The 22,082-nt window shown below is 48.4% G+C and carries 24 protein-coding genes and 1 pseudogene; 18 read left to right on the forward strand and 7 right to left on the reverse strand.

Translation table 11 applies throughout. The features are described 5' to 3' along the window. Positions 1-17: 17 nt before the first annotated feature. Complete coding sequence (locus H6G50_RS13040; protein WP_190716899.1) at positions 18-680, forward strand: hypothetical protein; 663 nt, start codon at positions 18-20, stop codon at positions 678-680. A gap of 736 nt (positions 681-1,416) precedes the next feature. Further along, positions 1,417-2,265, forward strand: a complete 849-nt coding sequence (locus tag H6G50_RS13045; protein ID WP_190716901.1) for an HIT family protein — start codon at positions 1,417-1,419, stop codon at positions 2,263-2,265. A 275-nt stretch (positions 2,266-2,540) separates the two neighbouring features. On the opposite strand, the gene H6G50_RS13050 is transcribed toward H6G50_RS13045, so the two are convergent. Both H6G50_RS13050 and H6G50_RS13055 read right to left on the reverse strand, forming a co-directional pair. Next, a complete protein-coding gene (locus H6G50_RS13050; protein WP_190716903.1) occupies positions 2,541-3,512 on the reverse strand; it encodes a pentapeptide repeat-containing protein in 972 nt (323 codons plus the stop codon). Between the two features lie 157 nt (positions 3,513-3,669). Further along, positions 3,670-5,082 (reverse strand): YdiU family protein, encoded by a 1,413-nt coding sequence (locus tag H6G50_RS13055; protein ID WP_190716905.1) that lies wholly within the window; start codon positions 5,080-5,082, stop codon positions 3,670-3,672. Positions 5,083-5,148: 66 nt separating this feature from the next. On the opposite strand from H6G50_RS13055, the gene H6G50_RS13060 reads away from it, so the two are divergent. Next, positions 5,149-5,403: a chlororespiratory reduction protein 7 gene (locus tag H6G50_RS13060; RefSeq protein WP_190716907.1), complete on the forward strand. Its 255-nt coding sequence runs from the start codon at positions 5,149-5,151 to the stop codon at positions 5,401-5,403. 240 nt (positions 5,404-5,643) lie between these two features. Here H6G50_RS13060 and H6G50_RS13065 read toward each other — a convergent pair whose 3' ends face one another. After that, positions 5,644-6,198 carry a DUF2854 domain-containing protein gene (locus tag H6G50_RS13065; protein ID WP_190716909.1) on the reverse strand — a complete coding sequence of 185 codons (555 nt, stop codon included), beginning with the start codon at positions 6,196-6,198 and terminating at the stop codon, positions 5,644-5,646. A 301-nt stretch (positions 6,199-6,499) separates the two neighbouring features. On the opposite strand from H6G50_RS13065, the gene H6G50_RS13070 reads away from it, so the two are divergent. From H6G50_RS13070 to menB, 9 genes are all read left to right on the forward strand, one after another. Further along, complete coding sequence (locus tag H6G50_RS13070; protein WP_242032810.1) at positions 6,500-6,841, forward strand: hypothetical protein; 342 nt, start codon at positions 6,500-6,502, stop codon at positions 6,839-6,841. Beyond that, positions 6,838-8,715, forward strand: a complete 1,878-nt coding sequence (locus H6G50_RS13075; RefSeq protein ID WP_190716911.1) for a tetratricopeptide repeat protein — start codon at positions 6,838-6,840, stop codon at positions 8,713-8,715. The genes H6G50_RS13070 and H6G50_RS13075 overlap by 4 nt, the downstream gene beginning before the upstream one ends. Before the next feature lie 53 nt (positions 8,716-8,768). Then, entirely contained in the window at positions 8,769-9,188 is a 420-nt protein-coding gene (locus H6G50_RS13080; RefSeq protein WP_190716912.1) for a XisH family protein, read from the forward strand. Continuing rightward, positions 9,185-9,520, forward strand: coding sequence for a XisI protein (locus tag H6G50_RS13085; protein WP_190716914.1), 336 nt, complete (start codon positions 9,185-9,187; stop codon positions 9,518-9,520). The genes H6G50_RS13080 and H6G50_RS13085 overlap by 4 nt, the downstream gene beginning before the upstream one ends. Positions 9,521-9,614: 94 nt before the next feature. Continuing rightward, positions 9,615-9,866 carry a hypothetical protein gene (locus tag H6G50_RS13090; RefSeq protein ID WP_190716916.1) on the forward strand — a complete coding sequence of 84 codons (252 nt, stop codon included), beginning with the start codon at positions 9,615-9,617 and terminating at the stop codon, positions 9,864-9,866. Next, entirely contained in the window at positions 9,863-10,321 is a 459-nt protein-coding gene (locus tag H6G50_RS13095) for a PIN domain-containing protein (protein WP_190716918.1), read from the forward strand. The genes H6G50_RS13090 and H6G50_RS13095 overlap by 4 nt, the downstream gene beginning before the upstream one ends. Positions 10,322-10,405: 84 nt before the next feature. Then, the gene (locus tag H6G50_RS13100) at positions 10,406-10,576 is read left to right on the forward strand and encodes a hypothetical protein (RefSeq protein WP_190716920.1); all 171 of its coding nucleotides are present in this window, start codon (positions 10,406-10,408) and stop codon (positions 10,574-10,576) included. A gap of 230 nt (positions 10,577-10,806) precedes the next feature. Then, the gene (gene miaB / locus H6G50_RS13105) at positions 10,807-12,150 is read left to right on the forward strand and encodes a tRNA (N6-isopentenyl adenosine(37)-C2)-methylthiotransferase MiaB (protein ID WP_190716922.1); all 1,344 of its coding nucleotides are present in this window, start codon (positions 10,807-10,809) and stop codon (positions 12,148-12,150) included. A 114-nt stretch (positions 12,151-12,264) separates the two neighbouring features. Then, entirely contained in the window at positions 12,265-13,098 is an 834-nt protein-coding gene (menB, locus tag H6G50_RS13110) for a 1,4-dihydroxy-2-naphthoyl-CoA synthase (RefSeq protein WP_190716924.1), read from the forward strand. Positions 13,099-13,186: 88 nt separating this feature from the next. Here menB and H6G50_RS13115 read toward each other — a convergent pair whose 3' ends face one another. Next, entirely contained in the window at positions 13,187-13,456 is a 270-nt protein-coding gene (locus tag H6G50_RS13115) for a hypothetical protein (RefSeq protein ID WP_242032811.1), read from the reverse strand. A 550-nt stretch (positions 13,457-14,006) separates the two neighbouring features. Here H6G50_RS13115 and H6G50_RS13120 point away from each other — a divergent pair. From H6G50_RS13120 to tsaE, 3 genes are read left to right on the forward strand one after another with little or no spacing between them, the layout of a single operon-like run. Beyond that, positions 14,007-15,158: a hypothetical protein gene (locus tag H6G50_RS13120; RefSeq protein WP_190716927.1), complete on the forward strand. Its 1,152-nt coding sequence runs from the start codon at positions 14,007-14,009 to the stop codon at positions 15,156-15,158. 11 nt (positions 15,159-15,169) lie between these two features. Next, positions 15,170-15,637: a PspA/IM30 family protein gene (locus H6G50_RS13125; protein ID WP_190716929.1), complete on the forward strand. Its 468-nt coding sequence runs from the start codon at positions 15,170-15,172 to the stop codon at positions 15,635-15,637. 49 nt (positions 15,638-15,686) lie between these two features. Beyond that, positions 15,687-16,163 carry a tRNA (adenosine(37)-N6)-threonylcarbamoyltransferase complex ATPase subunit type 1 TsaE gene (gene tsaE / locus H6G50_RS13130; RefSeq protein ID WP_190716931.1) on the forward strand — a complete coding sequence of 159 codons (477 nt, stop codon included), beginning with the start codon at positions 15,687-15,689 and terminating at the stop codon, positions 16,161-16,163. A gap of 276 nt (positions 16,164-16,439) precedes the next feature. Here the strand turns inward: tsaE and H6G50_RS13135 are convergent, their stop codons facing one another. Further along, complete coding sequence (locus H6G50_RS13135; protein ID WP_190716933.1) at positions 16,440-17,276, reverse strand: hypothetical protein; 837 nt, start codon at positions 17,274-17,276, stop codon at positions 16,440-16,442. 352 nt (positions 17,277-17,628) lie between these two features. On the opposite strand from H6G50_RS13135, the gene uvrB reads away from it, so the two are divergent. Together uvrB and H6G50_RS13145 are read left to right on the forward strand one after the other, a co-directional pair. Continuing rightward, on the forward strand, positions 17,629-19,629 hold the full coding sequence (gene uvrB / locus H6G50_RS13140) for an excinuclease ABC subunit UvrB (protein WP_190716934.1): 2,001 nt from the start codon (positions 17,629-17,631) through the stop codon (positions 19,627-19,629). Between the two features lie 232 nt (positions 19,630-19,861). Continuing rightward, positions 19,862-20,296 (forward strand): hypothetical protein, encoded by a 435-nt coding sequence (locus H6G50_RS13145; RefSeq protein WP_190716936.1) that lies wholly within the window; start codon positions 19,862-19,864, stop codon positions 20,294-20,296. Positions 20,297-20,338: 42 nt separating this feature from the next. Here the strand turns inward: H6G50_RS13145 and H6G50_RS13150 are convergent, their stop codons facing one another. Beyond that, positions 20,339-20,947, reverse strand: coding sequence for a TetR/AcrR family transcriptional regulator (locus tag H6G50_RS13150; RefSeq protein WP_190716939.1), 609 nt, complete (start codon positions 20,945-20,947; stop codon positions 20,339-20,341). Positions 20,948-21,039: 92 nt separating this feature from the next. On the opposite strand from H6G50_RS13150, the gene H6G50_RS13155 reads away from it, so the two are divergent. Further along, positions 21,040-21,684: a DUF3386 domain-containing protein gene (locus H6G50_RS13155; RefSeq protein ID WP_190716941.1), complete on the forward strand. Its 645-nt coding sequence runs from the start codon at positions 21,040-21,042 to the stop codon at positions 21,682-21,684. 158 nt (positions 21,685-21,842) lie between these two features. Here H6G50_RS13155 and H6G50_RS13160 read toward each other — a convergent pair. Beyond that, a pseudogene (locus tag H6G50_RS13160) lies at positions 21,843-22,082 on the reverse strand (photosystem II q(b) protein); the annotation flags it as partial.

Here is a 22,082-nt window from a genome sequence, read left to right on the forward strand (position 1 = left end):
GGAAAACATCAAAAGCCATGTCCGGAAATGTAATGGAACGAAGCGCGACTGGGCTGCTGGTTCTGATTATCCCAGTAGCATTTACGGTCGTTTTTTTGTACGCAGCTTGGCCGATCCTTTTAGCAATAGGCGTGCTAGCCTTAGCCCTAAAACTGTGGCAAACCTATGCTTGGCAGCAATTAAGCGCGCAAGTGAATCCCTTTTTCAATCAACTGGTTAAAGAAAATCAAGGCTGTCTGACACCGCTTGATTTAGCCGCAACTGCTAACCTCAATGCGTCTACCGCCAAGCACTACCTCGAAAAAAAAGCCGAAGAATACGGCGCGCAGCGCAAAGAAATTCGCGATCGAGGGAGTGTATATTACTTCCTAACAGCAAGTTCTTTAGGCAGCATTCTCGATGCGAGCGAACCCTTCGGAGATATCGATAGCGAAGATGCGCCCGAAGTTGATACGGATGACGCTGTTAGCGCGCCCGTCCAGTATTTTTCAACCCAAGATGGCGGTTCGATTTCCAGTCTTATTCAAGCCGATTTAGCGAAGCGGTTAAACGTCAAAGACTACAAAATCAGTCGTTATAAAACGAACGATGACTTTGGTGAATGGACGCAAAAGCTCGACCCGGAAGGGATTGCCTGGAAGTATCAGCCGGAAGATAGAATGTTTATACCGCAAGTTTAGAGCACTGTTGTTATGAGAGCGAGCTAGAAATCAAAACCCGCCCTCCCCGCATTCTATTTAATTACAACCGCCTACTTAAACAGCCGAAAAACCGTCGTGTCATGGGAGTAGGTAGAAGAGTATCAGTGAGACTTGCACCGTAAGCCAACTTCTGAAGGAGAAAAATTTTAGAGCCTGTCTTAAGATAGGAGAGAGATTTAAGGCGAACCTACAGCCACCGAGAGTTAGAAGCTCGGTACGGAAGCAGACACACCCACTTGCAATGTTTGGAAATACTCACGCGGCGATCGCTAAAGAGAATGTCAACCAAGCGTCATAGCAGCGACACTCAAAAGTCACATCCCTTGCTTATCTTAATAAATATCAGCCCGACCTCTTGCTTATATATACCACCATAAGCTTCTCGCACCCCGGGCTGATATTTTCTAGAGTTGTCGTAGCAACAACGAGATTGAGTTTCCCTTCATAGTGGTAGTCACATCCTGGCTATTTCTATCGCCCTCTGGTTTCCAGAGGGTGTTTTTTTATAGGCTGACGAGTTGCGTAGCGATCGATTAGTAGTCAGCATTTGCTCGATAAATGTATACTATAAATAAAATATATTGATGCCATTATTGCAGCCACTCCATTATTCGCTTGTGTTTGCTGAGTGACCAAAAATATTAATACTTTTAAGCTCGTTACAGAATTAACAGTCGGCAATTTCTTCGCTGCGGAGCCATAACTGTATATTCTCATGAAGCCATCCCAGAATCAATACAGCCATCTGACCGCCATCGACCGAACTTATCTATCCTTTCCCGCTCGTTTTTTATTGGAGCGTAACTTAATTCAAGGCAAAGTCTTAGATTTTGGCTGCGGTTTTGGGAACGATGTCAAGTTGCTTGGAAAAAGAAAACTGGACGTTCTCGGCTACGATCCTTACTACTTTCCTGACTATCCGAAAGGAAAGTTTTCAACGATTCTCTGTTTCTACGTTCTGAATGTCTTATTTCCGGAAGATCAAGCACGAGTTTTGATGGAAGTTTCCCATCTTTTAGCAGCGGAAGGTAAGGCTTACTTTGCGGTGCGGCGCGATCTGAAACGAGAAGGCTTTCGGGAACATTACGTTCATAAAAAGCCAACTTACCAATGTCGCGTTAAATTGCCTTTTCGTTCGATTCACCTCGATGAATCTTGCGAGATTTATGAATATAGACCTTATAACGATTGCCGCAATTCCAACAACCGATGTTTATTTTGCAATCCCTCTAAAAACTTGACTTTGTTAACTGAATCTGCTAATGCTTATGCAATTTTTGACCCCTATCCGATGAGTCGCGGTCATGCCCTTGTTATCCCCAAGCGTCATACGGCGAATTACTTTGATATTCCGTTTGAGGAACAATCGGCGTGTTGGTTGATGGTCGATCGCGTCCAAACTTTTTTGAAGCAAGAATTTAATCCTGACGGTTTTAATGTGGGGATTAATGTCAGTCCTGCGGCCGGTCAAAAGATGAAACACGCGAGCATTCACGTTATCCCGCGCTATTGGGGAGATACGGGGGCGAAGAAAGGCGGGATGCGATCGGTAATTCCGAAGTAGATTCTAATGGATAATGGATAATGGATAATTGATAATGGATAATTGATAATTAATAATTGACAATGGATAAAATGGCGCTAAAGTTTAAAAATCGCCCAAACCATTAATATTTTGTAGGGTGGGCAGCGCCCACCAGCAAAGACTTTAGCAAAGACTTTAGCACTTCAAAACGCAGACATTTCGTAGGGTGGGCAGCGCCCACCAGCAAAGACTTTAGCACTTAAAAACGTAGATTCACGTTTTAAGTAATGCTATATTTCATTATCAATTATCCATTATCTCGTGCATTTCGTGCCGTCGGGAAGTGTCGCGCCGGTCAAAATTGCGCCGGTCATTTTGACGAACCATTTATTACCCGATCCCATTTTTGCGCCGGTTAAGTCCGCACCGCTTAAGTCTGCACCGCTTAAGTCTGCGCCGATGAGATTTGCACCCTTAAGGTTGGCGTTTCTTAAGTTCGCTTCGAGTAAATTAGCGCGGAAGAGTTTAGCGCGAGAAAGATCTGCACCTTCAAGGTTGATGCGATGCAGAAATCCATCGCTGAGATCGGCGTTACTGAGGTTGGCGTTACTGAGATTGCGGCGCGAGAAATCTCGTTCTTTTAAATCCATACCGCTGAAGTCGCGCCCGCTTAAGTCTGGATCGGAACGGTAGTGGCGAACGTGAGAGGAAGCGCGATCGTGGTGTTCGCGATCGCGGTTGGGCGTGTAAGGCGAAGAGGGCGCGTGGGAAGCGTGGGAAGCGTCGGACTCTCGCGGTTGTTGGGAATAACCATTATTGGAGGATGAGTAACCGCGCTGCGAGTAACCGTTGCTAGAAGAGGAATAACTTCGCTGCGAATAGCCATTGTTATAGGTGGAATGGCTGTGCTGCGAGGAGCTATGCTCGGAGGTAGAATGGCTGCGTTGCGAGGCGTGACCGTAATTATAGGGCGATCGCGGAGCGGATGAGTAGCCGCGCTCGTAGGCGGATTGCGAAGCGGATGAGTAGCCGTTGTTATAAGAAGATGAGGACGACGATTGCGAAGCGGTTTTCGAGGAACTGCTCCGGTGGGAACGTAATTTATCGCGCGCTTCGTTAATCGCCTTGATCTGATCGTGGGCTTTTTGCTGGAGTCGCTGATTTTCTTGAGGGATGCGATCGGGATGCCAAACGAACACCAAATCCTTATAAGCCTGGTTGATCTCTTCAAGAGAAGCCCCAGGTTCTAATCCCAACACTCTGTAATATTGAGCCAAATCGTCCATTCGCGTTCCTTTCCCTCTTTGGCTTACTTATGCGACAGCATTTCCTCTCATTGTCGTTCCCCTCTCGCAATCACGCCATGAAAATATTCCGAAGATTTGTGTAGAAATTCCCACACCCTACTCTCAGCGCTTCTACAGACGATCGTATCGCAAGGCTTCAATCTTTGGCGCGAACTGCTGCTACGAGATCGTGAAAAGGCTGCCAGTTATCCTCCTGCGCGATCGCTTCCCACGCCGACTCAATCACCGGGCGCAGCAACGCCGTTTTCGGATTTCGTTCCCGCAAGCGATCGCGCACTCGATCCATTTCCTCTCCCGGCAACTCATTCAAACAGCGATAATAAGTCTCGCACCATGCCTCAGCAATTTCTCGCGGTAAATCTACCCCCTCAATAACCCTCGTCACCGACGAACGCCATTCGCGATCGAAGCGTTCTGCAAGCCCTGCAAAAAAGGCATGGTAGGCGACTTGCGACTCTTGCAACAACTGCACCGTTTGCCCGACTAACTCCCTCGCCATCTCCTCCGGAAGTTCCACAAAACCGAGCTTTTGCAGCATCAACTGCTGGTAAGCCGCAAAATAATACTCCGAAAAATTCGCCAATTCCGCCTCTAAATCTGCCTTCACCGCCACCAATCGCAGCGGCGCTTGCAACATTTCCAAATTCAGTTTGCAAATTCCCGGTTGATTGCCGTAACAATAACGTCTGCCGCTGTCGAAATAAGCCGCCGTAAAATCGAGATTGTAAGTCGGAATGAAAGCATACGGCCCGTAATCGAAACTTTCCCCCGCGATCGACATATTATCCGTATTTAAAACCCCGTGACAGAAGCCCGCCGCCATCCACTGCGCCGCCAAGGTTGCCACCCGCTGCACTAACTCCGCATAGAAGCGCACGTAACGATCTTCGGCTTGTGGGTCAATTTTTGGATAATAAACCGCAATAACATGGTCTAAAAGTTTCGCAATTAACTCCGGTTCCTGGAAAAAATGCAGCCGTTCAAAGGTTCCGAAACGAATGTGAGAGCGACTAAAACGCACCATCACCGAAGAACGAGTCGGCGAAGGTTCGTCACCGCGCCACAGCGACTCCCCGGTTTCAATCAAACTCAAACAGCGCGAGGTCGTTACGCCCAACCGATGCAACGCTTCCGCCGCTAAAACCTCCCGCACGCCGCCCTTAAGCGTCAATCGTCCGTCCGCCGTGCGCGAATAAGGCGTTCTTCCCGAACCCTTCGTCCCAAAATCATACAATTCCCCATCCCGACCGCGTACCTGTCCGTAGAGAAAACCGCGCCCGTCCCCCAAATAGGGATTGTACTCGCCAAACTGATAGCCGTGATAGCGCAGGGCTAGGAACGGGCGAACCCCCTGAAACAAGCCGAAAGCTTCGATAAAATCATCGTCTCTGACTTGTTGGGGATCGAGTCCCAGGATTTTTAGGAGCGCATCGTTGCGGAAACGGAGGAGATATTGAGGAAATTCGGCTGCTGTTACGAGATCGTAGTAATCGCCGCCGAGGTCTTCCAAGGCGGTTTCGTAGGGCAAAGAAAGAAACGGATTTGTCATGTAAGATGAGGGGAGCAATGCTGTTACAGTCTAACGTTTTACACCTATCAACGATTCTTTCGAGCGATGCCCGATTCAATTATGTACCAAGAGGATGCTTACGTCGTCCTCGAACCCGACCAACCCGAAGTCTTTCTTTCGCCGGAGGAATTACTCGAAAAGCTTGAAAATATTTTACGCGATCGAGAAGACATACCGCGAGATTTAAAACGCTTTTCTACGGTCGGCGAACAAGCGAAATATTTAATGGAATCCTCCTGCGAGTTTGATGTTGCGCCGGGGCAATATCTTCAATGGTATGTCGTTCGGTTAGAAAAATAGTTCGGTAAATTACCAATTTCAAAATTAAACCGGAAACTTAAAAACGAGCAAAGCCTGCCAGGAACTCAAGTTCCTGGCTGATAGCTGAAACCCGTTGAAACGGGTTGGATACATCTGAATTTCCCAGTCTTCTGAAGAGGACTTGAGTTATTAGCCTTGGATTTGAACCCAAGGCGGGCTGTGCGAGCAGGTTTAAGCTTAAAGTTGACAATAATGCGCCCTTACGCATTCCTAAAGAACTTACTCGTTTCCCGTGGAAATCAAAGCCGCTTCCACCCAATCTTGTTTGGGCTGATTCAACTCAACTCGAATTCCGGGGCCGAAGAACTTCTCAATTTTTTCTCGGCGTTGCTGCCAGGTTTCTAAGGTCATGAAAGGAGATTCAAATTCGAGAACTAAAGTATAAGAACCGTCTCGATTTTCTTCGCGCACGCTTCGGAGGATGGGTCGTTCTTCGTCAGTGGGACTCAACCCCAAACGCTGTAAAGAATCGTCTAAATGAACTTCTTGGCCGTAGCGAAAGCGGGTTACATCGCTGCGAATTTGATTTTGGATTTTGGTGGCTTGCTGTTCGCGCAGGGCGACGACTTCAGGGGGGGTTTCTTGGCTGTAGGTGGCGGGTTTGAGTTCGGCAGCTTTCAGGGCGAATCCACCGAGGAGGATGGGACCGCCGTAAAAAATGCCGATAAGGTCAAGAGTGGGGTTGAGGTTGAGGAAGTAGGAGGTAATTCCGATGAGGGTCATCGCACCGCCGACGACTAAACCGAGGTTGCCAAGAGAGATTTTTCGGAGCATGAAGGTATTTATAGATTAAGTGCGATCGCGCAATTGCAGCGCTTTCTATTTTCGCACGAATTTGGGATGCGTTAAAAACCGACGTTTGCAGCGAGTCCCGAAATTTCAGCGCCCAACTCAGCCAACTCTGCATCGAAAGGGGAATGCCAAGCAAATCCCTCTCCGTGGATAAGCGGGACTAAGCAGGGGATTTCAGCGCGGGAAACCAGCTTGGACAGTCGTTCGATGGCGGCGGGAATGCAGAGGGTAGTGGCGATGGGCGACAGCTATATAATAAAAGCTCGAAGGAGAGATCGATCTCGTGAAAGCGAGCGGCGGTCACGTTCGTCAATTGATGCAGATGATGCGCTCGGCTTGTCAGACAGCAGCGACGCGAAATCATGCCAAAATTCAAGCGGAAGATGTGACCTACGCCATCAACCAACAACAGTTTAATTTCGAGCGATTTTTGCCCGACGAACACTATCCTTTGATTGCGCGCGTTTGTCTGACTAAAAATGTAACAAAAGACGAAATCGGGCAGTTAATGCTGTTCAATACTTCCGTGTTGGAATATAACGGCAGCGATCGCTGGAATTATCCCAACCCGGTCGTGAAACGCAGTGCATTTTTTCAACAGGCTTTAGAGGCTAACCTCCCATGACAGCCGCGTCTCGCACCATTTTAGACGACCCTTTTTTAGAGCTAAACGAGCAGGAATTTGCACAACTGCTGACGTTTTTAGATTTTGCTGAAGGATTGACAATCGGTTTTATCGAGATTAATTTTGTGCGGGATGGGGATATTTTGATTGAAGCTTTGAAGCAACATCCCGATTGTGCGGAGCTTCAGATTGAAGTGATGGATTTTTCCCGGGAACCGGACTTGAGATTTTTGCGGGATGCCCTAGTGCTACGGCTGGAAAAACTCGCCGTTACGGACGGAAAAAAATTAGTCGTTATTTTGCGCGGATTGGAAGCGGCCATTGGCACTGATAGCATCGGTTCTTACCCGCCCGTTCTCCAAGATTTAAACTTTGTTCGCGATGCGTATCGCACTAGCGTTCCTCACCCGATTTTATTCTTTTTGCCCGACTATGCCATCGCGCGCGTTGCTAAGTATGCGCCAGATTTTTGGGCGTGGGAATCGACGGTATTAACCTTTAAAACTTTGCCAGAAACGCGCGAAATAATTCGCAGTCAAGCGCTAGATTCTATTCCTCCCACAATCGCTTCCGAGGAAAACCAAGAACAAATCGATCGCCTCGGGCGGTTGCTGATGGAATATCATCCTTCCGGACAGCCAATCGCAGCCAAAAATTTAGCGACTTGTGCCGATATTTACTACAAATTGGGGCTGGCTTACCTCACCCAAAAACGAGCCTATAAAGCTGCCGATTATTTCCAGGAAGCCCTCAAACTGGCAGGGGAACGGCAAGATAATCAGTTGCAACTGAGTATATATCGTCAGCTTGGCAATGCTTATGAAGAGGCTCGCAAATTTGACGAGGCGATCGCAGCCTACAATCGCGCGCGGGAGTTGGCAGCAACCATCGGCGATCGCAGCGGAGTAGCAGCAGCATGGTTTGGTTTGGGGAATGTAGCGTTGGCGTTGCGACAGTTCGAGCGTGCAAAAGACAACTATCAGCGCTGTTTGGAGATAGAAAAGCAAGAGGGCGATCGCTACAGCCAAGCCAGTACCTACCACAATTTGGGAATCGTTGCCCAAGAATTGCGAGACTGGGACACCGCGCGCGAGTATTACCAACAGGCTTTAGCAATCGACATCGAATTCAGCGATCGCTACAGCCAAGCGAGTACCTACCACAATTTGGGAATCGTTGCCCAAGAATTGCGAGAATGGGACAGCGCGCGCGAGTATTACCAACAGGCTTTAGCAATCTACATCGAATTCAGCGATCGCTACAACCAAGGCAAAACCTACCACAATTTGGGAGGCGTTGCCCAAGAGTTGCGAGAGTGGGACACAGCGCGCGAGCTTTACCAACAGGCTTTAGCAATCTACATCGAATTCAGCGATCGCTACGAACAAGGCAAAACCTACCACAATTTGGCAATGGTTGCCCAAGAATTGCGAGAGTGGGACACAGCGCGCGAGCTTTACCAACAGGCTTTAGCAATCTACATCGAATTCAGCGATCGCTACAGCCAAGCGAGTACCTACCACCAATTGGGAATCGTTGCCCAAGAATTGCGAGAGTGGGACAGTGCGCGGGAGCATTACCAACAGGCTTTAGCAATTAAGATCGAATTCAGCGATCGCTACAGCCAAGCGAGTACCTACTGTTGTTTGGGAAATGTGGCGATAGATTTAGAGGAATATGAGGAAGCAAAAGCTAATCATTTAAAGTGCTTGCAAATTTGGGCAGAGTATGGCGATGAATACAACATCCAAACCTTCTCGCTACCCTGTCTTTCCCAAATTTACCAAGCCACCCAAGACGAAGAATTCTTAACATCGGCGGCGACAATCTTGGGCGTTTCGGCGGCGGAATTGCAGGGGATGTGGGGCGGATAAAAAGCTATAATCAGATTAAAACAGCAATCAATCTACAAACGGGCTTGCGTCGCGTGGCAAGGGATCGATTTCATAACATTGTTAAAGCAGCTTTAATCAAAGACGGGTGGAACGTAACGCACGATCCGCTTCAGCTTAAAGTCGGCGGGGTTGAAATGGAAATTGACCTAGGAGCAGAACGCCTATTGGGAGCCGAGCGAGGTGACGAAAAAATTGCGATTGAAGTCAAAAGTTTTTTAGCAAGTGCATCGGCAATTTCAGAATTTCATACTGCTTTGGGACAATTTATTAATTATCGAGCGGCTCTGCGACGAGAAGAACCAGAGCGCTTTCTTTATTTAGGAGTTCCAGAACTCACTTATCATACATTTTTTCAGCTTGATTTTCCCGCACAAATGCTTCAGGAAAATTTAGTCAGTATCGTAGTCTATAACATCGATAACCAGGAGATCGTTCTCTGGAAGGATTCATGAATAAATCGATCCAATATTCAGAAATCGTTAGAGATTTACTTCTACAATATGCTGAAGTTAAGCCTGCTTACGGAGATTTTGAAGTCGCGACTATTTTCGACTTAGAGAGACATCATTATCAAATCTTGCATTGGGGCTGGCATCATCGCCGCTGGGTTCACCATTGCACCATTCATTTGGCAATTCGGAATGAGAAGATTTGGATTTTTTATAACGCGACAGAACACGATATTGCAGCAGATTTGGTAGAGCTTGATGTGCCGAAGCAAGATATTGTTTTAGGGTTTCATCCGCCTTCTATTCGTCAATATACCGATTATGCGGTAGGTTGAAGGGGAGAGGGAATGATGGGGCGCTCTCCTGTACCCAATTTAGATGTGTTTTTGCTCCGCAGTTTTGAATGGTTGAATTTAATTCTAAGATAAGATGATTGAACTAAAAGAAAGCCTGAGACAACAATTAGAGGGGTTAAACGAAGAGCAATTAAAACAAGTTGCTAACTTTATCGCTTTTTTAGAATTTGTGTCCCACCCCAAGCCAACTAACGTTTCCTTCAGACAAACTTTAACTCCTGAAAGACGCGCTCGACAATGGCAAGAATCTGTAAAGTGGGCGGGAACATTAGGGGTAAACTTACCCGAAATAGCTCTCCATCGCGATACGATGTATGACGAATGACTCGATATTTACTCGATACTAATATTCTGTTGCGCGCTTACGATCTCTCTTCATCTAGCTCTGAAGTAGCTGTCAAAGCGATTTCTTTGCTGTTAGAACAAGGAGATGAGTGCGTACTAACTGCCCAAGTCTTAATTGAATTTTGGGTAGTTGCTACGCGCCCTGTAGAAGTTAATGGTTTGGGATGGAATACTGCCAAGACACAGGACGTTGTAGAGATGCTTCTACAACAGTTCCCCCTTTTAGAGGAGTCCGATCGAGTTTTTTTAAACTGGTTAGCACTCGTTAAGACTGGAAATATTATCGGAAAGCGAACTCATGATGTGCGTCTGATTGCTGTCATGCTATCCCATCAAGTTTCTCATCTTTTAACTTTTAATCCAAGCGATTTTACTGCCGTGTCAGATGTAGTAATCGTTCATCCTCAAGAGTTGGTTAATCGTTCTGCAACTTGAATTAAAATCAAATAAATCGTAATTTTTACAACTTCACCGATGGGGTTCTGAATACCGAATGAGTTCGCTGGATGTTTCCGGGTTATGGGGGTTCGGCGGTCTGTCATTTACCGTTGGGTTCGCGAGCTTGCAGACCCAACCGGAGATAATATCGCTGCGATCGCGTCGGCTTTACAACAGATCGATCCGAAGGCGGCTGATACCTTTGTCCGGTTGTATTTGGGGGAATATTTAACGGAAATAGGAGAGGAGTAGGTTCGCCTTAAGCCAATGGTGCGTTACGCTTCGCTAACACACCCTACGAAGCTACGGAGCTATATGTAGCACAACTGTAGGAGCATAGCACTGCTCTGCCCTACAAACCCAAAATTTCGGTAAAATAGAACATTGCTTGCCCGATCGCCGTTTTTAACTTACATCACTGAGTTGAATCTGCGTCTTTTTTAGGGCGATAGTCACCCATCGCTGATAACCCGATAACTCTAATGACCGCAATGCCCCGCCGCTACCACATCACTACCTTCGGCTGTCAGATGAACAAAGCCGACTCGGAACGCATGGCTGGCGTTCTCGAAAATATGGGATTGCAATGGTCTGAAGATCCCCTGAGTGCAGATGTGATTCTCTACAATACCTGCACGATTCGCGATAACGCCGAACAAAAGGTCTATTCTTACCTGGGACGACAAGCCAAACGCAAGCACGAACAGCCGGATTTAACCCTGATTGTTGCCGGTTGCGTCGCCCAGCAGGAAGGCGAACAATTGTTGCGCCGCGTCCCGGAGTTAGACTTGGTGATGGGCCCGCAGCACGCCAATCGCTTGCAAGATTTGCTGGAACAGGTATTTGCGGGCAGCCAAGTGGTTGCCACCGAACCGATTCATATTGTCGAAGATATTACTAAACCGCGCCGGGACAGTACGGTGACGGCGTGGGTAAACGTCATTTATGGGTGCAACGAACGCTGTACTTATTGCGTCGTTCCCAGCGTGCGCGGAACCGAACAATCCCGCACCCCGGAAGCAATTCGCGCGGAAATGGAGACGTTGGGACGGCAGGGTTTTAAGGAAGTGACGCTGTTGGGGCAGAATATCGATGCTTACGGGCGCGATTTGCCGGGAGTTACGCCAGAAGGACGATACCAACACACGCTGACGGATTTATTGTATTTCGTCCATGACGTGGAAGGGATCGATCGCATTCGCTTCGCGACCAGTCACCCTCGCTATTTTAGCGATCGCCTGATCCGCGCTTGTCAGGAACTCCCCAAAGTTTGCGAGCATTTCCACATTCCCTTCCAATCTGGCGATAACGAGGTTCTAAAAGCGATGGCGCGGGGCTATACCCACGAAAAGTACCGCCGCATTATCGCCCGCATCCGCGAAATGATGCCCGATGCGTCAATTAGTGCCGATGCAATTGTTGGTTTTCCCGGCGAAACCGAGCAACAGTTTGAAAATACGCTGAAATTGGTCGAAGATATCGGTTTCGACCAACTCAATACGGCTGCCTACTCGCCGCGCCCGGGTACGCCCGCCGCGCTGTGGGACAATCAGTTAAGCGAGGAGGAAAAGAGCGATCGCCTCCAGCGACTCAACCATCTCGTTTCCATCAAAGCTGCCGAACGTTCGCTGCGTTATCTCGGACGAATCGAAGAAGTGTTAATCGAAGACCAAAACCCCAAAAATTCGGCGCAAGTGATGGGGCGGACGCGCGGCAATCGGCTGACGTTCTGCAACGGTAAGATTGAGGAGTTGAAAGGAAAGCTCGTTCGGGTCGAAATTACCGACGTGCGGGCTTTCAGCTTGACGGGAAATGCCTTGGCTTAGTGATAATTTTGTCAAGTCTTTTTATCAAAAATTAAGATTAGAGAGAGCGAGTTTACCCGGAGTCGGTAGGGACATAGCATTGCTATGTCCTCATTTTTTGAAATGACCTAAAAAATGCAAATTGAATGGCAAACCGCCAAAACCTACGAAGATATCCTTTTTCACAAAGCCGACGGTATCGCTAAGATAACGATTAACCGCCCTCACAAGCGCAATGCGTTCCGCCCGAAAACGGTGTTTGAACTGTACGATGCGTTTTGTGATGTCCGCGAAGATCCGGAAATTGGCGTTGTATTATTCACTGGCGCGGGTCCGCATACGGATGGGAAATATGCCTTTTGTTCCGGCGGGGATCAAAGCGTGCGGGGCAAAGCAGGGTACATTGACGATGAGGGTACGCCGCGCTTGAATGTGTTAGATTTGCAACGCTTGATGCGATCGCTCCCCAAAGTGATTATTGCGCTAGTTTCAGGATACGCGATCGGGGGCGGTCACGTTTTGCACCTCATTTGCGACCTGACAATTGCTGCCGATAACGCCATTTTTGGGCAAACAGGGCCGAAAGTCGGGAGTTTTGACGGCGGTTTTGGTGCATCCTACCTCGCGCGCATCGTCGGGCAAAAGAAAGCACGAGAAATCTGGTTTCTCTGTCGCCAATATAATGCCGCGCAAGCACTAGAAATGGGGTTGGTGAATTGCGTCGTTCCCGTCGAACAGCTTGAAGCGGAAGGGATTCAATGGGCGCAAGAAATTCTTGAAAAAAGTCCGATCGCGATTCGCTGTCTGAAAGCTGCCTTCAATGCCGACTGCGACGGGCAAGCCGGACTGCAAGAACTCGCGGGCAATGCCACCTTACTCTACTACATGACCGAGGAGGGAAGCGAGGGCAAACAAGCGTTCCTCGAAAAACGCAAGCCAGATTTTCGTCAATATCCTTGGTTGCCTTAAGCGGTTTACCTGGAGGCTTTTAATAACAAAACCGGACTTTCAAAGCAAGTGCGCCCTAAAAGTCCGGTTTTTGGCTTGAAGCTCTCGATTAAGCAGCTTTGACGGGTGGTTTAGATGTCGCCACGCTCTCAAGCTCGGTGGATTGTTCTGCAACCGTGTAGCTGGGGATGCAGTCTAACCTCAACGAGTGTTCCAGGATCGCAAAATCTTCTTGCAAGTGACTGCTGTAGCCATCGAAGGCTGGAGAGCCGATGCTACAGGCTTTCCAACATCCTCGAACTGGAACGCCAAGTTGCTGGCACTGTCCCCCGCGCCGCCCTTCGGGCTTGTAATATTGGCAACACCGACAAGTTGACATTGAGAAAGTTTGCGCTCTCATAAGTCTTTAGTTCGAGTAATAAAGTGGATTAACTTTGCCTTCAAAATTTCGCTACTGCTTTAGCTTGCCTTGAAGAAAAACCGTCTTAACAATTTGATACAAATCGCGATCGCTGACTCATTTTATTTATATAAGATCGGCAAGAAAATGAACGCCGATTGGACTAAAAACACTGGGGATCGCGAAAAACTTTATTTCATACACCCTGACCAGTTAGTTTTTATTTTCTCTTTATCTAGAATAGTCTTTACTTTCATGAGGTCATTTTTTTTTTAAGACTTTCTTTAGACTTGGTAATGTAAAATTTTGTTAAAAATAAGAGTTGGCTTTAATCAGAGCAGAAAGAGATAAGAAACAGTCCTAAGTATTTAGACAAAAAGAATGTGAAGAGCGCACTCTCGTATCAGTGATTTCTCTCACCCAATCGGTAAAAATACACACTTCTTAACCGTCTTAAGAAAAAGCAGTTCCCTTCCAAGAAACCTTTCGCTAAACTGGAAGGCCAAACTTCCTCTAAAAACGGTTCGCAATGAAGAGACGCACTTCCGTTGAAACTTCCCAAACCCCTAGCCCCCATTCCCGACTTGCAGCCGCCTTAAGCTGCATGGACGTACAACTCGAAGCCGAGCTAGCAAGATACCGACGACAGCGCCACGAGAGCGAAGACAGTACAGCGCCGAAACGCCCAACCCCTAGCGCTTATGTCGGCTCGCGCCGCACGACTTCTTTGGGAACGACGGAAGCGCCCGGATCGATCGCACCCCTCGTGCCGATGAACGAGCCAACGGAAGCGCCCTCCCCCGAACCCTTGTTACCGCCAGCGCAGGGCGAAACGCTACCGCCCCCCTCAGAACCGCCAACCGGAACCGCGCCCTACTTTGCAACGGCTTCTGAGAGCGCATCGGCTCCTAACGACTATCTCGAATCCTCCGAACAACTGCTACGCGGTCTCGATCCCGAACCGATCGTTCCCCCCGCCCCCCCACGTTCGGTTAGAGGCCCCAATCTTGCCGATCGCCTCTTAACCCCCTTGGGAGTCGTCTCGATGCTGCTGCTGTTAATATCCGGAACTCTTCTAGCCGCCGCTCTCATCGATCCCGCCCTCGTGAGTAAAATTACCGGCTCTCGCGCGCAGAAATCCAAGACTACCGTCGCCGAAAATCCATCCCCCGCCGCCGTTCCTGCGGCTCCTACTAACAGCCAATCGCCCAAACTGGAGACCGACGAGTTCGTACAGTTAAACCTGGATAATTTAAGTACGGTGGAAGGCAGTCCCAAACCCGCAATTCCTCCTACGCCCGCCAGTTCGCCCGTCGCCGTTCCTCCGCTTCCGCCCGCCGCCGTAGCGCCCGCCGACAATTCTTCCAATCTCACCCGCGCGCTCATTCCCCCCGTTAACCCTTCGCCCGTGGCTTCGCCCTCCCCTGCGACTTCCCCATCGAGTAATGTAGAGACGGCTCCCGCTCCCAAACAGGGCGATCGCTTCTACTACGTTATTAGCAACTATGCAGGCGAAGCTTCCTTGCAACAAGCAAAAGGGACTGTTCCCGATGCTTATCTGCGTCAGTTTGGCGGCAGCACGCAAATTCAAATGGGAGCATTTCTGCGACAATCAGAAGCAGAAGGTCTTGCCAAGCAACTGCAAGCCCAAGGGTATTCAGCTTCGGTTTATCATCGATAGGTCAAACCAAGATGGGATTATTCGATCGCACCTTGCAAAACCGGCGAGCCAATGCTAGTCGCTCGAGCGCCGCGAACTCCGATCCCGAAGGGGAGTTGGGAGAAACGCTAAGGGCAATGCAAGAAGAATTGCTCCTGTTGCGACAGGCGGTTGCCAGCGCGATCGCTTTGCAAAAACGCACCGAGCGCCAGAAGTTGCAAGAAGAAGCCGTCGCTGAGGGCTTGCAGCGTCGGGCGAAAGAAGCTTTAAGCCGAGGCGATGAAATTTCAGCCCGAGCCGCCCTGACTCAGCGCCAACCTCATCTTAAAAATGCTCGCACTTTGCAAGCGCAAATCGAGCGGGACAGCGAGACAATCCTGCAAATGCGGGCTAACTTGCGCCACCTCGAACAGAAGCTGAGCGAAGCGCTAACGAAACAGCAAATGTATGTGGCAAGGGCGCGATCGGCAGAAGCCACGCGCCGCCTCTACGAACTCTAATACCTTCCCTCCGGACGTTGTTAGTACCCTGAAGCTTTCCTTCCTGACTATGACTGCCGCGCTGCCCCAATCCATTCACCTGGCCAATTCCGAGGCAACCCTAGAACTCGGGCGCAAATTAGCCCAAACCTTGCCCCCCAATAGCGTTATTCTCCTCGAAGGCGATTTAGGCGCGGGAAAAACGACCTTTGTACGAGGACTTGCGATCGGATTGGGCATTAACGAACCCATTCTCAGTCCGACTTTTACGCTCATTAACGAGTACGTTGAAGGACGTTTGCCGCTCTATCATTTTGATTTATATCGTTTAGAATCAACAGAAACCGCCGAACTTTTCCCCGAAACTTATTGGGAAGGAATTGAAGTCGATCCCGGCATTACGGCGATTGAATGGGCGCAGCGTTTGCCCTACAAACCGCCAAGCTATCTCAACTTACAACTCGAGCATACCCCCACTGGAGAGCGCCAAGCAACTTTAATGTTTATCGGGTTAGACAATATTGCTTTTGCAATGAGTAATGAGTGACCCTGCTTTGAGGAAAGTTTTTTTAACGACTAAAGAGTAGGGACATTTCCTGGGAAAGTCCCTACATTTCACAAGCTGCGAACTCAAACAAAGAGGACAGGCTAAGTCAGAATTTTTGTCGATCGAAAAGATTAATTCTTGTCATACCAATTCCCATAGGTTTTGCACTATTCCCCAGAGCGAGGGCATAACAGTGTTATGCCCCTACAGACAAAATTTAGTGCATTGAAAATGAGAATTGGTATCAGCCTTCTAAAATCGAGAAATCGAGCAACTCTAATCGATATAACCGATCAGCGTATCGATATCTTCAATATCGTTAGAAGCGACGGGACGATTCCCCATAACGCTGTACTCTTCGTGAACCACAAGATGTCCTTTGGTAACGGGGCGATTTCCCGAAATCGCTAAACTGTTCGTCACTTCTAAGCCGCTCGAAAAAACCGGGCGGTTTCCAGCAATAGAACCGACAATCTCATGATGGCTGGGTTCGATAGGGCGATTGTTGGGCAATGATAAAGGTTGGTACACTTCAACGTCAGAATTTTTAGAAGCTCGGACTAATCCACCTTTGTCGTTTGTCTTTTCCATGTTTTGCTCCTTAACTTTTGATGTTTGTGCTAACTTTTCTTTAGCAGTTTTGTTATTAACTTTTTCAGACTTCGCGCTCGACGCGGGAGCCGTTCTGGCTTTTGGCGCTGCTTTAGCTAGTTTAGCTTTTTCTGCGGCTTCTTTGGCTTTTTTTGCCTCCGCTTCCGCTACTCTGGCGCGTTTTGCTTCTTGTGCTTTTTTCGCTTCCGCTTCCGCTGCTTTAGCTAGTTTAGCTTTTTCTGCGGCTTCTTTGGCTCTTTTAGCTTCGGCTTCCGCCGCTTTCGCCAGCTTCGCTTTTTCTGCCACTTCTTCGGCTTTTTCAGTCTCAACTTTTGCCGCTTGGACTAATTCTTCTTTTGCTGCTTCTTCGGCTTTTTCTGCTTTCTGTTCTGCGGTTTTTGCGAGCTTCGCTTTTTCCGCTGCTTCTGCTGCTTTTTCTGCCGTGACTTGCGCCGCTGCTTCCGCTGTTTCTACTTTTTTAGGTTCGTTTTGAGTTTTCTCGGTTTCAGTTTCTACACTCATTGGACTTTCCTCAGTATTGCTTTTTTTTAGGGGAGTAACTGGAGTAGTTTTGCGTCTTCTTGCGTTTCTGCTGGCGTTTCTGCGGGCGGTCGTCACGATAATTTAGCGGTTCTCTAAGGCGAACAGTTCAAAGTTGTTGGACTCAAAAGGCTTCGAGGGTACAGGCCGATCGGAGTTTAGAACGAGGTATATTAATAAAGTACACCTATCTTCATCAAGAGTCTATCAAAATTTATCAATTGATAAATAAGTGTTACGAAAAGGACAGGTTTCGACTTCCTAAATTCGTTAAAATAGAGTACAGGCGTATGGATTATGCTGTTGTCCGCTCAATCGTACTCTTTCTTAGCTCATGGTCTCTCCCTTCGATTTGCAAGCCCCTTTTGAACCCACGGGGGATCAACCCCGCGCGATCGCGCAATTAACCGAATCCCTGCGTTCTGGACACCCGATGCAAACCCTATTAGGGGCGACGGGGACGGGAAAAACTTACACCATCGCGCGAACGATTGCCAATGTCGGTCGTCCTGCCCTCGTTCTCGCTCATAATAAAACGCTTGCCGCGCAATTGTGCAACGAACTGCGCCAATTTTTCCCCAATAACGCAGTCGAATATTTTATCAGTTATTACGATTACTACCAACCGGAAGCTTATCTTCCCGTCACCGATACTTATATCGAGAAAACGGCTTCGATTAATGAAGAAATTGATATGCTGCGGCATTCAGCAACGCGATCGCTGTTTGAACGGCGCGATGTCATTGTTGTTGCTTCGATTAGCTGCATTTATGGGTTAGGAATGCCCGCCGAGTATCTCAAAGCCGCGATTCCATTGCGGGTGGGTGAAGAACTCGATCAGCGTCAATTATTGCGCGATTTAGTGGCAGTGCAATATGCGCGCAACGATGCCGATCTCAAACGCGGGAACTTTCGCTTAAAAGGCGATGTTTTAGAAATTGTTCCCGCTTACGAAGATCGCGTCATTCGTCTGGAATTTTTCGGTGATGAAATTGATGCGATTCGTTACCTCGATCCAGTGACGGGAGAAATTCTTCACAGTCTTTCTGCCGTTAATTTATACCCCGCGCGCCACTTCGTTACCCCCGACGATCGCCTCGAAGCTGCCTGCCAAGATATTGAAGCAGAATTAGAAGCGCGCTTGGTAGAATTGGAAGCAGAAAATAAACTCCTCGAAGCGCAACGACTAAGACAGCGTACCCGCTACGATTTAGAATTGCTTCGGGAGGTGGGTTATTGTAATGGCGTAGAAAACTATTCGCGGCATTTAGCAGGGCGTAAAGCAGGAGAACCGCCCGAATGTTTGATCGATTATTTCCCTAAAGATTGGCTGCTTGTCGTCGATGAATCTCACGTTACCGTGCCGCAAATTCGCGGGATGTATAACGGCGATCAAGCGCGAAAAAAGGTGTTAATCGAGCATGGGTTTCGCTTGCCCAGTGCGGCAGATAATCGTCCTTTAAAATCGGAAGAATTTTGGGATAAAGTTGGACAGTGCATTTTTGTGTCTGCTACACCTGGGAATTGGGAAATAGAACAATCCGAGGGAAGAGTTGCCGAACAAGTAATTCGTCCGACGGGCGTACTAGACCCGGAAATTTTTGTGCGCCCGACGAGCGGACAAGTTGACGACTTGTTGAGCGAGATTAAAGAACGAGTTATGCGCCAGGAACGGGTACTAATTACCACGCTGACGAAGCGGATGGCGGAAGATTTAACCGAATATTTACAAGAGCGAGCCGTTCGGGTGCGATACTTGCATTCAGAGATTCAATCGATCGAACGGATTGAAATTATCCAGGGGTTAAGAAATGGCGAGTTTGATGTTTTGATTGGGGTGAACTTGTTGCGGGAGGGATTGGACTTGCCCGAAGTCTCTTTAGTGGCGATTATGGATGCGGATAAGGAAGGGTTTTTGCGGGCGGAACGCTCCTTAATTCAAACGATTGGACGGGCGGCGCGTAACGTGCGAGGACAGGCGATTTTATATGCGGATAACCTCACCGATAGCATGGTGAAGGCGATGGAAGAAACGGAACGCCGCCGGGGAATTCAAGAGGCGTATAATAAGATGCACAATATTACGCCAAAGTCAATTGTGACGCGATCGAGCAATTCAATTTTGGCATTTTTAGATATTTCCCGTCGCTTGAACTCCCAACAATTGGAAGATGCTTATACCCACGCCGACGAACTTTCTCTCGATGAGATTCCCGATTTAATTCAACAGTTGGAAGCGCAGATGAAAGACGCGGCGAAGAACTTGGAGTTTGAGGAAGCGGCGAAATATCGCGATCGCATCAAGAGTTTGCGCGATCGCTTATTGGGGCATTGAATGCCGCACAATTCAACGGATAATTAGGGTCGCTTGAGTAGAGGGATAAGACCCAACATTCAGGGATATTGGTTGGGTCGCGCTGTGCTTGACCCAACCGACTGCTATATCAACCCCGCTTTATTCCGTTTTCGGCTTATCGACAGCCGGTTTTTTCCAGAACTGAGCTTGCCGAAGTACCCCATCTCCCAATCGGGGCTATTATACTCACTGTTGCAATCTGGTTTAACCCTTGACTATTTCGCGCGAAGAACGAATCGAATCTGTAAAAGTTGGTGTTATCGGCGGTTTGGCATTTTGCATCGCTTATGGTTTGACAGTAGCAGTCCATACGCTCGAACTTCCAGTTTTAGCAGCCTTTCAGGGCAATAATACCGTTGAAACTGCCTTGTGCTGGGGGGCAGCGTGGGCAAGCGGATTTTTATTTGGCGTAACCTATCGCTACATCGTCCGCGATGAAGATAACCCGCACCTCAAATCCGGGGCAGTAGCGGCTTTCGCGATCGTGCGGGGTGTTGCACCAATCGAGCTAGAACGCGATTTAAGCGAGCATTTTCTCGTTTGGATCATTTTTGGGGGAGAGAGCCTGTTTTGTTGCTTGTGCGCGTTTTTTGCGATCGATCTGGCGTTGCGGAAGGGGTGGGTGCAGCGGATTGGGCGAGGCTGAGGGGAATGATGCCAGAGCGTAATTACGAATGATTGGGTTACTCTACAGGCAGACTAATCCTGTAATAAATTGATGTAGCATCGCCTTGGATAAAGATTCAATCGTACCGCCTTCTTCTTCCAGGTGTCCGCCGATCGCCAACATCGCCAAACCGTGCAATAATGCCCATAATGCTCGCGCCATCGGCTCCGGATTGCCCGCTCGAAAGATACCCGCAATTTGTCCGCGCGCGATCGCATCGGCAAAGGGTAAATACGTCTGTTTCGCCACCGCAACCATTGCTGCATCTGCTTTTTCCGGATTTGCCCCATGCGCCCCAAACATAATCCGATAGCGCGCTGGATGTTTCAGGGCATAACTCACATAGGTTAAACCACCTTTTTCCAATTGCTCTAAGGGAGTGCTTGCCGACAAAATCGCTGTTTCAATCTCCTGTTTGAAGCGCTGAAACCCTTCTCTAGCGACAGCCGCAAGTAACGCCTCCTTATCGGCAAAATGGCGATAGGGGGCGGTATGCGATACCCCCACTCGTCGCGCAATCTCTCGCAACGACACTTCGCTGGCATCTTTTTCCGCCACTAAATCTAAAGCGGCATCAATTAAGGCTTGGAGTAAATCACCGTGGTGGTAACTCTTCTTCTGCTGCGTCATCGCGCTCTACATCGTCCCTGAAGTGTTATGTTAACACTGTCAACATTTTGTGCTATACTTCAATGTTAACAGCATCAACATCGGAGCATACCATGACAGAGCAAATCGAAGCTCGCGACTTATTTCGCGCCGCCTACGAAAACCGTTACACCTGGGACAAAAACTTTCCCGGTTATACGATGAATGTCACCTTAAAACAAGGCGATAAGGTAGTTACGGGTAAAGCGCGCGTCAATCGCGATCTCAAAGCGGAAGTTTTCGACGTAACCGATGAGGAAGCGAAGAAAGAAATCCACAATCAACTCTGGGAAACATCGATTCACCGCATTCGCCGTACTTTTGATGAAACTCACGGCAACAATACCTTTAGTTTCGGCGATACGGATGAAACCGGAGCGGTTGAAATTCTGATGGGCGGAAAAGCAGAAGGCGATCGCTACAAACTCCGCGATAATGAAGTGTGTTTGGTTCACCGCCATATCCACGGCGTTGTCGTCACCATTCACACTTTCAGCAGTCACAATACCGGAGAAGGATATCTTTCTCATCGTTACGACTCCCTGTATACCGATCCTAAAACTGGCGAACCGAAAGGCAGCCGTAGCGAGTTTGAGGATACTTACGAGAAAGTCGGCGATTACTATATTTTGAGCGATCGCGTCATCCGTTCTGACGACGGCGACGTAACGGAGTTCGGATTCTCTGAAATTAAACTGCTCGAACCCGCATTAGTTTAAGCACCTGAACTGATATTACCGCAAGCGTAGAGACATAATTTTATCTATCCTTTTGTCTCGCGCAATTCACCCAAAAACGACAAAACCCCCGCTCCCACAGTAAGGAGAAGGGGTTTTGCTTTAACCATTATTGAGTTTAAAAACTCGAACAGTTGAGCTTAGCCGTTGATCGAAGGTGCGGTTAAAGCTACAGGTGCTTGTTCGCCACTTGCCAAGTCTAACGGGAAGTTGTGAGCGTTGCGCTCGTGCATTACTTCAAAGCCCAAGTTCGCACGGTTCAGTACGTCTGCCCAGGTATTCACCACTCGACCTTGAGAATCAAGGATCGATTGGTTGAAGTTGAACCCGTTCAGGTTGAATGCCATCGTGCTGATTCCCATTGCCGTGAACCAGATTCC

This window comes from Oscillatoria sp. FACHB-1406, from assembly GCF_014698145.1.
In the GTDB taxonomy this organism is placed as follows: Bacteria; Cyanobacteriota; Cyanobacteriia; order Cyanobacteriales; family Spirulinaceae; genus FACHB-1406.

Bases quoted from the DNA above. Each gene is read 5' to 3' on its own strand.
- menB (WP_190716924.1), top strand. From the start codon at position 12,265: ATGCAAATTGAATGGCAAACCGCCAAAACCTACGAAGATATCCTTTTT.
- H6G50_RS13090 (WP_190716916.1), top strand. From the start codon at position 9,615: ATGATTGAACTAAAAGAAAGCCTGAGACAACAATTAGAGGGGTTAAAC.
- H6G50_RS13045 (WP_190716901.1), top strand. From the start codon at position 1,417: ATGAAGCCATCCCAGAATCAATACAGCCATCTGACCGCCATCGACCGA.
- uvrB (WP_190716934.1), top strand. From the start codon at position 17,629: ATGGTCTCTCCCTTCGATTTGCAAGCCCCTTTTGAACCCACGGGGGAT.
- H6G50_RS13065 (WP_190716909.1), bottom strand. From the start codon at position 6,198: ATGCTCCGAAAAATCTCTCTTGGCAACCTCGGTTTAGTCGTCGGCGGT.
- H6G50_RS13125 (WP_190716929.1), top strand. From the start codon at position 15,170: ATGGGATTATTCGATCGCACCTTGCAAAACCGGCGAGCCAATGCTAGT.
- H6G50_RS13120 (WP_190716927.1), top strand. From the start codon at position 14,007: ATGAAGAGACGCACTTCCGTTGAAACTTCCCAAACCCCTAGCCCCCAT.
- H6G50_RS13055 (WP_190716905.1), bottom strand. From the start codon at position 5,082: ATGACAAATCCGTTTCTTTCTTTGCCCTACGAAACCGCCTTGGAAGAC.
- H6G50_RS13115 (WP_242032811.1), bottom strand. From the start codon at position 13,456: ATGTCAACTTGTCGGTGTTGCCAATATTACAAGCCCGAAGGGCGGCGC.
- H6G50_RS13135 (WP_190716933.1), bottom strand. From the start codon at position 17,276: ATGAGTGTAGAAACTGAAACCGAGAAAACTCAAAACGAACCTAAAAAA.
- tsaE (WP_190716931.1), top strand. From the start codon at position 15,687: ATGACTGCCGCGCTGCCCCAATCCATTCACCTGGCCAATTCCGAGGCA.
- H6G50_RS13150 (WP_190716939.1), bottom strand. From the start codon at position 20,947: ATGACGCAGCAGAAGAAGAGTTACCACCACGGTGATTTACTCCAAGCC.
- H6G50_RS13040 (WP_190716899.1), top strand. From the start codon at position 18: ATGTCCGGAAATGTAATGGAACGAAGCGCGACTGGGCTGCTGGTTCTG.
- H6G50_RS13085 (WP_190716914.1), top strand. From the start codon at position 9,185: ATGAATAAATCGATCCAATATTCAGAAATCGTTAGAGATTTACTTCTA.
- H6G50_RS13050 (WP_190716903.1), bottom strand. From the start codon at position 3,512: ATGGACGATTTGGCTCAATATTACAGAGTGTTGGGATTAGAACCTGGG.
- H6G50_RS13155 (WP_190716941.1), top strand. From the start codon at position 21,040: ATGACAGAGCAAATCGAAGCTCGCGACTTATTTCGCGCCGCCTACGAA.
- H6G50_RS13060 (WP_190716907.1), top strand. From the start codon at position 5,149: ATGCCCGATTCAATTATGTACCAAGAGGATGCTTACGTCGTCCTCGAA.
- H6G50_RS13095 (WP_190716918.1), top strand. From the start codon at position 9,863: ATGACTCGATATTTACTCGATACTAATATTCTGTTGCGCGCTTACGAT.
- miaB (WP_190716922.1), top strand. From the start codon at position 10,807: ATGACCGCAATGCCCCGCCGCTACCACATCACTACCTTCGGCTGTCAG.
- H6G50_RS13075 (WP_190716911.1), top strand. From the start codon at position 6,838: ATGACAGCCGCGTCTCGCACCATTTTAGACGACCCTTTTTTAGAGCTA.
- H6G50_RS13100 (WP_190716920.1), top strand. From the start codon at position 10,406: ATGGGGGTTCGGCGGTCTGTCATTTACCGTTGGGTTCGCGAGCTTGCA.